This is a genomic window from Bordetella ansorpii, assembly GCF_900078315.1.
Lineage (GTDB): Bacteria > Pseudomonadota > Gammaproteobacteria > Burkholderiales > Burkholderiaceae_B > Bordetella > Bordetella ansorpii.
Map to the genome: position 1 here is coordinate 997,445 of NZ_FKBS01000029.1, position 14,076 is coordinate 1,011,520.

Annotated in this window: 4 protein-coding genes; 1 reads left to right on the forward strand and 3 read right to left on the reverse strand. The window is 68.6% G+C overall.

The genetic code is table 11. From position 1 onward, the window contains the following. Positions 1-27 precede the first annotated feature (27 nt). Positions 28-9,291, forward strand: a complete 9,264-nt coding sequence (locus tag A7W11_RS26190; protein WP_066421119.1) for a beta strand repeat-containing protein — start codon at positions 28-30, stop codon at positions 9,289-9,291. A gap of 188 nt (positions 9,292-9,479) precedes the next feature. Here A7W11_RS26190 and A7W11_RS28215 read toward each other — a convergent pair whose 3' ends face one another. The 3 genes from A7W11_RS28215 to A7W11_RS26200 all read right to left on the reverse strand — a co-directional run bounded on the left by A7W11_RS28215 (position 9,480) and on the right by A7W11_RS26200 (position 14,016). Further along, on the reverse strand, positions 9,480-9,914 hold the full coding sequence (locus A7W11_RS28215) for a hypothetical protein (RefSeq protein WP_156523241.1): 435 nt from the start codon (positions 9,912-9,914) through the stop codon (positions 9,480-9,482). A gap of 74 nt (positions 9,915-9,988) precedes the next feature. Continuing rightward, a complete protein-coding gene (locus A7W11_RS26195; protein ID WP_066421122.1) occupies positions 9,989-12,304 on the reverse strand; it encodes an ATP-dependent DNA helicase in 2,316 nt (771 codons plus the stop codon). After that, a complete protein-coding gene (locus tag A7W11_RS26200) occupies positions 12,301-14,016 on the reverse strand; it encodes a VRR-NUC domain-containing protein (protein ID WP_328587240.1) in 1,716 nt (571 codons plus the stop codon). Before A7W11_RS26200 ends, A7W11_RS26195 begins: the two co-directional genes overlap by 4 nt. Positions 14,017-14,076: the final 60 nt, after the last annotated feature.

Here is a 14,076-nt window from a genome sequence, read left to right on the forward strand (position 1 = left end):
CTACGCAAAAATTTCAGGTAAAGAACAATGTCCAGCAAGAAGCAAGCACGCCCGGACGTGCGCAAGACTTTCATTCTGTCCGCCGTCTCCGCCGCCCTGATGGGCGCGGGCTTCGGCGCCGCGGCCCAGACGCCCACCGTCGGCGACGCCACGGTGCGCGGCGGCAACGCGGCCATCACCGCCATCTTGAACGGCCTGCAGATCAACCAGACGACGGACCGCGCGTTCATCGACTGGCAGAAGTTCGGCGTCAGCGCCGGCGACCTGGTCCAGTTCATCCAGAACAACGCCAACTCCATCGCCGTCAACCGCGTGACCGGTCCGGCCGCCTCGGAGATCATGGGCCAGCTCAAGGCCAACGGCAAGCTGTTCCTGCTGAACCCCAACGGCATCCTGATCGGCGCCGGCGCCGAGATCAACGTGGGCAGCCTGCTGGCCACCACGCTCAAGCTCAGCGACGATTCGCAGGGCGCCATCGACGCCTTCATCGCCAACGGCAGCCAACTGGCCTTCTCCGACACCGCCGCCGGCCAGAAGATCACCAACAACGGCAAGATCACCGCCGCCGACAACGGCTTCGTCTACCTCGTCGCCACCTCGGTCGACAACAACGGCGAGATCGTCGCCCAGCTGGGCAAGGTCACCCTGGCCGCCGGCAACAAGGCCACGATCGACCTGACGGGCAACAACCTGATCAACCTGTCGGCCGACGCGCTGACGGCCACCGGCACCACGGGCACCGGCGGCACCAAGGCCGGCGTGACCAACACCGCGACCGGCAAGATCACCGCCGGCACGGTGGCCCTGACGGCCAACCAGGTCAGCGGCCTGATGTCCTCGCTGGTCTCCAACGAAGGCGTGGTCGAAGCCACGTCGCTGGTGGACGTCAAGGGCGCCGAGATCGCCCAGAACGGCAAGATCCAGGGCCTGACCGTCGGCCAGGACGTGGGCCGCGTGAACACCAATCTGGTGGCCACCGACAGCATCACCACGGGCGCCGACAGCGTCACCAAGGCCAACGACCTGCGCCTGGAAGTGACCGGCGCGGGCAAATCGGTAGGCGCCGAGGGCCAGGCCCTGCGCGTGGATGCCGTGACGCTGACCGCCAAGGCCGCCAGCGGCCATGTCATCGTCACCGACACCGACGGCGGCGTGGCACTGAAGGAAGTCACCACGGGCGTCGTCGACGGCGATACGCAATACCGCGCCATCATCACCGCGCGCAACGGCGCGATGACGGGCCTGAGCGGCGCCACCAACGTGACCGCGTGGGGCGCCAACCTGGTGTCCGACCAGAGCATCGGCACCGACGGCCAGGCCGTCAGCACCAGCGTGCGCAGCCTGGCCGCGTCGACGCAGGACGGCAGCATCAACATCGCCAACACGGGCGGCGACCTGGTGCTGGGCGCCATGTCGGCCGGCCAGATGGTCAGCATCAACGGCAGCAACAGCTCGCTGCTGCCGATCGCCCAGGCCGACGGCACCGTGACCCTGAGCAACGGGGATCCGGGCACGACCAAGATCCGCCTGAAGTCCGACGGCAACGTCACCCTGGGCGGCGCCCTGGCGGCCGGCGCCGAGATTGCGCTGGAGACCACCGGCGGCAGCATCGTCACCACGGTGGCCAGCAACGATAGCGAGACCAACGCCTCCGCCAACGCGGCGGCCACCCTGACCGCCAAGCGCGTGGACCTGAAGGCCTCGGGCGCCATCGGCAGCGCGGGCTCGGCGGCGCAACTGCGCACCGAAAGCGTGGCCGCCACCGCCGGCAACGGCGGCGTGCACCTCAGCGACAACAACGGCCTGACGGTCGAGTCGATCACCGCGCAAGGCACGGGCAACGACGTCAGCGTCGACGTGACGCAGGGCAACCTGCGCCTGGGCAGCATCGACGCGGCCGGCGGCAACGTCACCCTGGGCGCAGCACAAGGCAGCATCTCCGACAACAACGGCGACGCCAACAACGTGACCGCCGACACGCTGGAAATGCGTGCGCGCAACGACATCGGCGCAGCCTCCAACCGTCTGGAAACCAGCGTCCGCGGCCTGACCACCGCGACCACCGCGACCACCGCCGGCACTTACATCGCCAACGACCGCGCCCTGGAAGACCTGGACGCGACGACCGTGCGCGGCACCGTCGCCGTGTCCTACACCGGCGGCGAGACCAAGTACGACAGCGCCACCCGGCAACTGAGCGCCGGCGGCACGCTGCAGAACCTCAGCCTGACGGCCAAGGACGCCATCGACCTGCGCGGCGACATCACCGCCGCCAAGAGCCTGACGCTGAGCGCGCTGGGCTCGATCACGCAGGAGACCGGCACGCTGGTCACCGCCGAGAAGATCGGCGCCACGGCCACCGGCGCCATCACCTTCGACCGCACCGCGGCCTCTTACATCAAGGGCGCGGCCGGCAACGGCGCCTTCACGGTGGCCCAGAACACGGCCGCCACGCTGACGCTGGACGCGACCACCGCCGGCGCCACGGGCGACGTCACGCTGGGCAACACCAGCGGCGACCTGGTGATCGACAACGTCAACGCCACGCGCAACGTGTCCCTGACCGCCGCGGGTTCGGTGCAGACCGCCGAAGACCGCCGCATCAGCGGCGCCGCGATCACCGTCTCGGGCAGCAGCCTGGGCTCGGCCGATCGCGCCTTGGGCACCACGACCACCGGCGCGCTGAACCTGACGGCCACCGACGGCAACATCAATGCCGCCAACATCGGCTCGCTGGCCCGCCTGGACGCCATCGCCAACGGCGCCAACACCACGATCGACCTGAACCTGTCCGGCGACGCCGCCATCGGCGTGCTGCAGGCCGGAGGCGCGATCAACCTGACGATGGTCGGCGGCGCCACCCGCGCCTCCGGCAGCCCCGCCCAGAACATCATCACCGGCACCCTGACCGCGAACACCCGTTCCTTTGGCCAGAACGGTGACGCCAACGCCATCCAGATGCAGGTCGACAAGCTGGTCATCGACACCATCAATGGCGGTATCTATGTCGTCAACAACGGCAACCGCCCCCTGCTGATCGAGCGCGCCACCAGCGCGGGATCGGACGGCAACATCAGCATCGCCAACGGTGGCGGCGCCAACGCCGGCATTCAGGTGAAGAAGATCACGGCGGGCTCCTCCACCGTGACGCTGGCCAGCACCGGCAGCATCGAGGACGCACGCACCGACAAGACGGCCGCCAACATCTCGGCCGGCCGCCTGAACGTGTCCGCCGACCGCGGCGTGGGCAACAATGGCGAACTGGCCCTGAACGTGAACTACCTGGCCGCGTCGGGCGGCTCGGGCGCCGTGCACGCCGCCAATACCGGCGCCATCATCGTCGACGCCGACTCGCTGCAGGGCAAGGGCGCCTCTAAGGTCTCCATCACGGCCACCGACATCACGATCCTGAACCAGAACGGCGGCACGATCCAGATGGACACGGGCGGCTCGCTGGAACTGATCGCCACGGTGGGCCACATCGTGTTCCTGAACACGGCCGACACCATCGAACTGTGGGCCGACGCCCAGGGCAACGGCGGCGACGTCACCATGAGCGCGCTGGGCGAGTCGCGCCTGGGCTATCTCGGCGCCATCGTGGCAGGCAACGTGCGCACGCACGGCGGCGACATCCGCCTGGAGGCCGCTTCCAACATCAGCATCGGCCTGCTGGATGCCGGCACGACGGGCGACGTCACGGTCATCGCACGCAAGGGCATCATCATCGACGGCAACGGGACCACCGAGAACATCCGCGGCAACGTGGTCACGCTCGAAGCCCATACGCCCGACCTGGAGGATGCGAAATACGTCCGGGAGACCATGGGCAACAACCACGACCAGAAGGTTGCCGAGGTCAACAGCACGCAGACCGTCTATGACGTCTACGAGGCCGAGTTGCGCACGTATCAACGCGCCCTGGTCGAAGCCCAGCAGAAACTCGCGCAGGCACAGGCCAACGCCAATGCCACGCAGAAGGAAGTGAATGATCTTCAGGCGGAAGTGGATGCGTTGAGCGCCACGTTCCAGGCATTGAACGACGTGCTGACCGCCGCCGGCATCGCCAAGGACGCCGCCTCGTTCGCGGCAGCCGGCGCGCAGGCCATCCCGTTCTCGGGTGACGGCGGCGCCGACCTGGTGTTCGCCGGCATCGACCTGGCGCTGTCCGTCGCCCAGACCGCCGTCGACGTGTTCCAGCGCCTGACGCTGGACCCGAAGGAAGGCGAACTGGCCGACATGAACAACCAGCTGGACCAGGCGTTGGCCGGTGTGACCTCGTCGCTGGGCGACATGCTCAAGGCCCAACTGGACCGCGACGTGACGGCGACCTCGTACAACACGCTCGGCGTTGCCCTGTACCGCGCCCAGATCGCCCGCGACGCGGCCCTGAAGGTGCTGGAGCAGAGCCAGACCGCCGTCGTCCTGAACAAGGACATCGACAGCTCGGCCGCCAAGCCCCTGGGCATCAGCGCCAATCAGCTGAACATCAACGGCACGCTGAACACCGACCTGTACCTGAAGTCGGACAGCAACCTGGGCCTGGGCAACATCGCCGTGGCCTCGGGCAAAGTCATCGATGCCTATGCCGCCAACAACATCGGCGTCGTCGGCAACGTGTCCAGCGACAAGTCGATCACGCTGAACGCGCGTGGCGATATCGTCGGCCAGGGCGGCAAGCTGATCTCGCCGCTGGTGTCGCTGATCGCTGGCCGCAGCATCGGCGGCGACGTCGACGCCAACCCGCTGACCGACAACACCGTCTTCACCCAGACGTCCACGCTGGCCGCGCAGGCCGCGGATGGCGGCGCCTACATCTCCAACGCCAACGGCGGCGCGCTGCTGACCATCGGCACGGCCGGCGCCGTCAGCGGCGTCACCGCCGCCGACAGCATCACGCTGGCCACGGACGGCGACCTGGCCGTGGACGAGGCCATCGCCGGCGGCAACAAGACCACGGATACGGTCCGCCTGGTCAGCGGCGGCGCCATCACCAACGGCCAGGACGACGTGGCCGACGTGTCGGGCCATCGCCTGGAGATCGTCGCCAAGGGCAACGCCACGCTGGACACCAACGTGCGCCAACTGGCCGCCGGCATCGACGTGCCGGGCAACCTGACCGTGGTCAACACGGGCGGCGACCTGCTGGCCGACGAGGTCGCGCTGCTGGACGGCAATGCCTCGATCAAGACCGAAGGCAACATGACGGTCGGCCAGGTCTCGCTGCAAGGCGCCAACCGCACCGCCACGCTGGAAGCCAGCGAAGGCATCTCGCGCGACCTGGGCCGCACGGTGGCCAGCAGCTACATCAGCGCCGACAACCTGGTGCTGAAGGCCGGCAGCTACATCGGCGACACCGGCGTCACCAGCGACCAGGACCGCATCCGCGTCAGCGCCAACAACCTGACGGCCACCGGCAGCGGCAACATCGACATCATCGAGGCCGGCAACGCCGAGCTGACCGACCGCGAACTGACCGTCAAGCGTGTCGCCACGACCGAAGGCAACGTCAGCCTGGTGTCCACCGGCAACATGAACGTCGACACCATCGAAGCCAGCGGCGCCGGCAAGGGCGTCGTGCTGGCGGCCGTGGACGGCCAGATCCTGAACGCGCGCACCGACGCCCAGGCCAACATCACCGCCAGCACGCTGGCGATGCGCGGCCATCAAGGCATCGGCGGCACGAAGGCCCTGAACGTGAACGTCGCCACCCTGGCCGCCGACGGCGGCACGGGCGGCATCGCCGTCAACGACCTGACGGGCGACCTGACGATCGGCCAGCTGGCCCGCGCGAACGAAGCGTTCTCCGACGTGCCGCCGCCGCCCCCGCTCGCTCCCGTGACCGACGACGTCATCGGCCTGCAAGCCACCGGCGACATCGACGTGACCGCCCTGGGCGGCAAGATGACCGTGTCCAACGCGGTCGCCACCACGGGTTCGGACGACCTGGCCGGCAACATCTCGCTGCAGGCCGCCACCGGCCTGACGCAGGATGCCGCCGTCACCGCCGATCGCGGCGACATCGCCCTGGGCACGACCCGCGGCGCGCTGGCGCAGAACGCCGACATCACGGCCACCGCAGGCAAGGTCGACCTGTCGGCCACCACCGGCAACGCCTCCTCGGCCAACCGCACCGGCAACATCACGATGGCCGCCGGCACCCGCACGACCGCCGGCGCCGCCGTGAACTACGTGGCCGACGCCAACATCACCACCCGCGCCATCCAGGCGGGCACCGGCATCGGCGTCAAGTCCAACACCGGCAACGTGCTGCAGCAAGGCACGCTGACGTCGGACGCCGGCGACATCCTGCTGAGTTCCGGCTCGGCCGGCGGCGTCACCCAGAACGCCGACACCACGGCGACCGCGGGCAACGTCAGCGTCACCGGCGGCAGCCAGGGCATCACGATGGCCGCCGGCACCACCACCTCGGCGGGCGCCGGCAAGACCATCGCCTACACCGCCGATGGCAACATCGCCGCGCGCACCCTGACGGCCGGCAGCGACGTCAACGTCACCAGCAACAACGGCAGCGTGACGCAGTTCAACACCATCACCTCGACGGCCGGCAACATCGCGCTGGCCTCCGGCTCGGCCGGCGGCGTCACCCAGAACGCCAACACCACGGCGACCGCGGGCAACGTCAGCGTCACCGGCGGCAGCCAGGGCATCACGATGGCCGCCGGCACCACCACCTCGGCGGGCGCCGGCAAGACCATCGCCTACACCGCCGATGGCAACGTCAGCACCCAGGTGCTGACGGCGGGCGGCAACATCAACGTCACCAGCAACGACGGCGGCATCACGCAGAACGCGGCCATCACCTCGGCCACGGGCAACGTGGCGCTGGCCGCGCTGAACGGCGGCATCAGCCAGCAGGCCAACACCCAGGCCACCGCGGGCAGCGTGCAGGTGCGCGCCGGCCTGGACGGCATCACCATGGCCCAGGGCACCCGCTCGGTCGCGGGCACCAACGGCACCCTCGCCTACGACGCCTCCGGCAACGTCCTGACCTACGGCCTGCAGGCCGGCCGCAACGTGGACGTCAAGTCCACCGGCGGCGACGTCACGCTGCAGGACCAGGTGCAATCGGCGACCGGCGACGTCACCGTCTCGGCCAGCAAGCACGTGGCCCAGAACGCCCACGTCACCGCCACCACCGGCAACGTGTCCGTCACCGGCGGCGCCGAAGGCATCACGATGGCCGAGGGCACCCGCACCACGGCGGGCGCCGCTCGCTCGGTGACCTACAAGGCCCAGGGCAACATCGCCGTCAACGACATCCGCACCACCGGCGGCAACGTCGCGCTGACGTCCGACGCGGGCGCCATCCTCGCCAATGCGGGCGTCGGCCAGCACGTGCAGGCCGCCACGCTGAACGCCAAGGCCGCGACCGGCATCGGCGCGGGCGGCTCCATGCTGAACACCTCGGTGAACCAGCTGACCGCCGAGAACACCGGCGCCGGCGACATCAACGTCAGCGAAGCCGATGCCATCTCGCTGGAGAAGCTGATCGCCGCCAACGGTTCGGTCTACCTCTCGGCGGGCGGCAACATCAGCGCCAAGGACGTGCGGGCCACCCAGGGCACCGCTGATCTGTACAGCGACGGCCGCATCGAGATGGGCAGCGCCGACGGCCGCATCCAGGCCGACACGCTGACCCTGACGGCCCAGAACGGCATCGACGCCGCGACGCGCGCCAACACGATCAACGCCAACGCCTACGGCGGCGGCGCCACGATCGCGCTGCGCGACTCGGGCTCGGCCACCCTGCGCTCGGTGCGCACCGACAGCGGCGACATCGCTGTCAGCGCGGCCGGCAGCATCGACGTGCAGAGCGTCAACGCGGGCTACGGCGCGAACAACGTGTCGCTGCAGGCCGGCGAAGCCATCACGCAAGGCCAGGCCCGCAACAACGTGCTGAACCGCGTTGCCGTGCTGTCCCTGCCGGTCTCGCAGGCCAACGTCGTGGCCAACAACCTGCAATTGTCCGCGGGCACCGGCATCGGCAACGGCGAGCGCGGCGCGCTGGTCACCGACGTCAAGACGATCGACGCCAGCACCGCCACCGGCAACGCCAGCATCGATCAGGCCAACGCCGTGACGGTGTCCAACCTGAGCACCGGCGGCGGCGACGCCACCCTGGTGGTTCGCCAGGGCGACGCCACGGTCGGCAACGTCAGCGCCACGGGCACGGCCATGCTGACCACCGAAGCCGGTTCGCAGCAGGACGACGGCAACGCCGACACCCGCATCGTGGCCGACTCGGCCAACCTGACCGCCTCGGGCAACGTCAACGCTGGCACCCGCGTCAACACGTTGACCGCCAACGGCCAGGCGATCACCATCGACGAGCAGGACGGCCTGGCCAGGCTGACGGCCACCGCCAGCAACGGCGACGTCAACGTGACCAGCCGCACCGGCGACGTGATTGTCGACCAGGTCAATGCCGGCACGCAGACGGCGTCCATCAACGCCGTCCAGGGCTCGATCCGCAACGCGGTGCAGGGCTCCTCGGCGATCACGGCGCAGAACGTGCTGCTGAACGCCGGCGTGGGCCTGGGCGATGCCAACGGCGCGCTGAACCTGCGCACCAACGCGGTCTCGGCACAAGCCGGCAACGGCGGCGCCCAGCTCAACAACCTGAACCAGGGCACCCTGTCGCTGGGCAACACCTCGGCCACGGGCGGCAATGTGGTGGTGAACACGGCGGGCCAGCTGGCCGTCGACGGCAACGTCAGCAACACCGGCGGCGGCGACATCACGCTGCAGGCCGCTGGCGACGTCAGGCAGTCGGGTAATGTCGTGGCCACGCGATCGGGCAACGTCACCGTCAACAGCGGCGGCAACATCGACATGGCCAACTCGGCCAAGACCTCGTCCGGCACGGGCGACATCACCTACGCAGCGGCCAACACGGTCACCGTCAACAGCATCTCGACGGGCCAGGGCGGCAACGTGGGCACCGTGACCCTGCGCGGCCAGAACGTGGTCAACGGCAACACCAGCGGCAACGCGGTGGAAGGCCGTGTCGTGAACATCGACTCGCCGAACGCCAACGCCGATCTGGCCAGCTCGCTGCTGGGTGACACGCGTCAGCTGACGGTGGTGCGCTTCTCCGACCTGCCGGTCGGCGGCACGCTGGTCGAAGGCGGCCGTTTCTCCAACGAGCTGATCCAGGCCCAGGAAGTGTTCAAGCCCGGCATCGTGAACCAGCTGAACGACAGCATCAAGCAAGACCCGCTGAACCCGCGCCCGATGGGCAAGACGCTGATCGAAGTGTCGGGTTTCTGATCCCCGGCCGCTGAGTCACCCTCAGGGGTGAGTCGGTGAAACAAAAGCGGCACTGGCTTCGGGCAGTGCCGCTTTTTGTATGTGTGTCTCATGACGCCTGAGCCGGAGATGGCCCAGTTCGAAGCGGCGACGACGCAGGACGAACAGATCACCGTATGCTCGCCAACGGCATGCACCGGCTCGAACGCCTACAAGAAATCCTTAAAATGAGCGACCTGATGTGCGGGAACGAGAAGCGGCACCGAAACCGCGTTGTTTATCGCCAACCAATATGCGCGATGCCGACCGTCAATAAAGGAATACGTGTTGGCGGATTTTTCACTGACCAGCGTGATTCCAAGCCATCCTCGTACGCCTTGGCGCAGAGAATCCAACTTGGCCAACTTGGAAGAATCAGGCCGGAAACCCGGCCCGAAAGAACCGTCCGGATTGACGTTGGCAAACGCAGCTCTTCTCACCCAAGCCAGATATCTGGCGGGATTCGCGAAAATAACTTGCCAGCCGACATCCGGTGCCACAAAACCGTTGTGAGTCTCTTCTTCATAACCCTGGTCTTCCCGCATTTCTATATCAGCAGGATTGTTGTTGAGAAAACGCACTGTGTGAAACTGGCCGTTTGCCATCGTTTTTGAATCCTGTGTTTGCCAGCGATGACGCGGGTGCATTGCTCATCGCACGGCCCCCGGCGCAAGCACGTTCAAGCTGTCTGTGCCCTTAGAATAACGCCCCCGGAAGACTCGTCCACGCGCCACCATTCCGGCAACAACGCCCGCACCTTGCGCTGGCGGAAACGGTCGTCGATCAGATGCACCGTTCCGGTATCCGTCTCGGTGCGGATCACGCGCCCGGCGGCCTGCACCACCTTCTGCAATCCGGGATACAGATAGGTGTAGTCATAGGCCATCTGCTGGCCATAGCGCGCGCCCATCGCGGCCAGGATCTGCTCGTTGACCGGGTTGACCTGCGGCAGGCCCAGCGTGGCGACGAAGGCGCCGATCAGCCGCCGCCCGGGCAGATCCACGCCCTCGGCGAAGGCGCCGCCCAATACCGCGAACCCCACGCCGCGCCCCGCTTCCGTGAAGCGGGCCAGGAAGTCCGCGCGCTGGTCTTCGCTCATGCGAGGGGCCTGCGACCATTGGGGCACGTCGGGATGCGCGGCGGCCATGCGCCGCGCCACCTGTTCGAGGTAGGCAAAGCTGCTGAGAAACACCAGGTAGTTGCCGGGCCGGGCCGCATACTGCGCGGCGACCAGGTCGGCGATCGGGGCCAATGAACGCGCCCGGTCGCGCCAGCGGGTGGAGACGCCCGCCACGACACTGACGCGCAACTGCTCGGCCGAGAACGGCGCGGCGACGTCGACCCAGCCCGTGCTGGCGGGCAGGCCCAGCGTGTCCAGGTGGAAATCCGGCGGACTGAGCGTGCCAGAGAACAGCACGGTGCAGCGCGCCGCCGCATGCCGCGCGGCCAGGTACGGCGCGGGCACGACGTTGCGGATGCAGATCTGCGACGCGGGCCCGCCAGGCGGGCTCGCCTCGCCCGTGACCGTCAGGTCGAACAGCGCGTGATTGCCGAAGCCGTCGGCCAGGCGCCCGAATTGCAGCAACGCGAAATGCAGCGCCAGCGCGGGATCGTCCGGCGATCCGGCGACGCCGGCAAAGTGCTCGGCCAGTGCCGCGCTGGCGCGCTGCGCGGTGTCGCGCAGGCCGCCCGGCACCATGTCGTAGGCGGCGTAGTCTGTCTGCTGTTTTTTCTGCAAGGCCCGCCACGAACGCAGCAACCCATCCAGCGGCTTGCGCAGGGCCTTGGGCGCGGCGGCGCGCGCGGCGCGGACATCATCGGTGGACAGCGTGATGCTGTACATGCTTCTGGCGCGGTCCAGCAGGTTGTGCGCCTCGTCCACGGCCACCGCCACGCGCCATTGGTGCACCAGCGTCAGCGCGTACAGCATCGCGTTCGCATCGAACCAGTAGTTGTAGTCGCCCACCACCACGTCGCTCCAGCGCGCCAGTTCCTGGCCCAGGTAATACGGGCAGACGTCGTGGGTATCGGCCACCGCGCGAACCGCCACGCGCGTCAGCGTGGCGCCGGCGTCCGCCAGCGCAGCGGCCCGCGCGGCCGGCAGGCGGTCGTAGAACCCGCGCGCACGCGGGCAGGACTCGCCATGACAGGCGCGGTCGGAATGCGCGCACGATTTCTCGCGCGCCACCAGCTCGACCACGCGCAGCGGCAGCCCCTCGGCATGCGAAGCGCGCAACCGCGACACGGCGTCCAGCGCCAGTGCATGGCCCGGTCCCTTTGCCGACAGGAAGAACACCTTGTCCAGCCCTTGAGTGGCGCAGGCCTTGAGCAAGGGAAACAGCGTGCCCAGCGTCTTGCCCACGCCCGTCGGCGCCTGCGCCATGACGGGATGGCCATCGCGCGCGGCGCGATACACGGCCACCGCAAGCTCGCGCTGCCCGGTCCGCATCTTGCCGTGCGGAAAAGCCATGGCCTCCAGCGCCCCGTCGCGCCCTTCGCGGTGCGCGCGCTCGCGCCCGGCCCAGTCGGCATACCGTTCGCACATGTCCTGGAACGAGGCCTGCAATGCGCTGGCCTGCAGGGTCTCGGCAACCACGGTTTCGGCCTCGGTGTCGAGATTGAAATACACCACGGCCACGGTGATTTCGGTCAGTTCGCGCGCCACGCACAGCATGTGGCCATACACGCGCGCCTGGGCGCCGTGCAGCGCGCGCTGGTTGTCGCGCAGCGCATCGAGATCGCCGCGATAGGTCTTCACCTCTTCGACACGGGATTCCCGCGGATCGTAGCCATCCGCCCTGCCGCGCACCGTCAGGCCGGCGTGGGTTGCCGTCAGCACGATCTCGTGCTCGAAATGGTCGGGCCGCCGTTGCGCGATGACCGCATGGCCCGCCATGCCTTCCAGCGCCGTGGGCGCGGGCGTGAAACGCGAATCCAGGTCGCCCGCGCGCGCGGTGAAGTCGCACAACGTGCGTACGGCCACTTCGAGTTTCATGCGGCCTGTTCCTGGCGCACGGCCCAACGCACGTGGCAGACCCGTACCGGCAAGCCGTGCGCCACGGCGTATTCCAGCCACCGGATCTGGTTGTCCTGCAGACGGTCGCCGGGGCCCTTCACTTCGATCAGTTCGTAGCGCCGCTCGGCGGGCCAGAAGCGCGCCAGGTCGGGCAGGCCGGACCGGTTGGCGCCCAGGTCGTCGAGCAGCCGCGCGAACCACAGCGCCAGGTGTTCGGCGGGGATGCAGTCCAGCGCCAGGCCGAGCAACTCGGGCGTCAGCATGCCCCAGGACACGAAAGGCGACTGGATGCCCGCTTTCTGCTGGAAGCGCGCCAGGATGCGTTCGCGATAGCCGCCCGTGCGCAAGGTATCCAGGCAGGCATCGAACGCCTGCGCCCGGCGCGCGCGAAAGCCGGGCTCGTGCAGGTCGGCTGGCCCGCGTTGGAAGGGATGGAAGAAGGCGCCGGCCACCGGCTGGAAAACGGCATCCCAGCACAGCAGCCCGAACAGCGAATTGATCAGGCCGTTCTCGACCCAATGCACGCGGGCGCCCTCGCCGGCAAAGTGATCGCGCGCGGCGAGTTCGACGCGGCAATCATCGACGGGCCGCGACAGCGTCAGCATCGAAGGGGTCAACGGCGGGCCGGCGCGTCCTGGCGCAACGGCCAAGCCCGTCTGGCGCGCCAGGCGCGGCATCATGCGGCGAACCAATTGCCGTTCGGTCTCGCTTTCGGCATGATCGAGCGCCTGTCCGGCCAGCGCGTGGGCCTCGGCAAACCGTTGCTGGCGCTCCAGCACGCGGATCAGCCGCTGGCGCGCCCCGGAATGGACGCTGGCGCGATAGGCCCGTTCGGCCTGCTCCCAATCTGCGGCACGCTCGCACCATTGCCCCAGGCGGAACCACACCTTGGCCTGCCGGCGCGCCAGCCAGGGCACGGCGGTTGCGCAGGCGGCCACCTGCGCATGCAAGGCGGCGGCCTGATCCGGTTGGGCGGCGTCGAGCTGATCGCGGACATCCTGCAAGGCAAGATAGACGTCGACGTCGGCCGCGCACAGGAAGGCCCGGTTGCCGGCATCGATGGCGACCTGCTCGTACTGGAAGATGCCCAGGTCGGCCAGCACGAACTCGGACCAGGCCTGGTCGAGATTGCCGAAGAACATCAGGCGCAGCCGCCGCACCAGCGGCGCGACCTCGACCGACCAGATGGCTTCGTCGGGCCCGGCCCCCCAGCCGCTGCAGGGCCGGCTGTTCGGCTCGCCCAGTGCGGCTTCGAGCGCGGCCAGCAGTTCGGCCTTGCGCAACGACACGCGCAGCGCTGCCTGGGGATAGCGCCTGGCCAGCTCGTCCTTGGTGTGCAAGGCCGCCCAGTCGGACCACGGCAGAACGGGATCGGCGCGCAGCCACCCCAGCGCGAGCAAGGGTTCGGCCGCCGGCACGACCGGCCCGATTTCCTCGTACTGCAAGCGCTGCGCGCGGAACACCGTGTGCCGGCGCATGACGAGGCGGACCAGCAACGCCCGCGCGGGCCTGGGCAGGCCCGGGAACACGCGCAGGAACTCCTGCTCGCCGGGGCTGAACACATCGGCATAGCGCGCGGCCAGCCAATCCAAGGCTTGCTGGAAGTTGTGCAGGTAGTAGTAGCGGTGCTCGGGGAACATGCCGAACGCGGAAGAGAGTGTGCCGGATGACTGGATATTTATCCAGTCCAATCATACTCCGAATGCGATCGCCGCCACACGCCGAAAGTGGACGTGCCTGCCCGCCCCGGT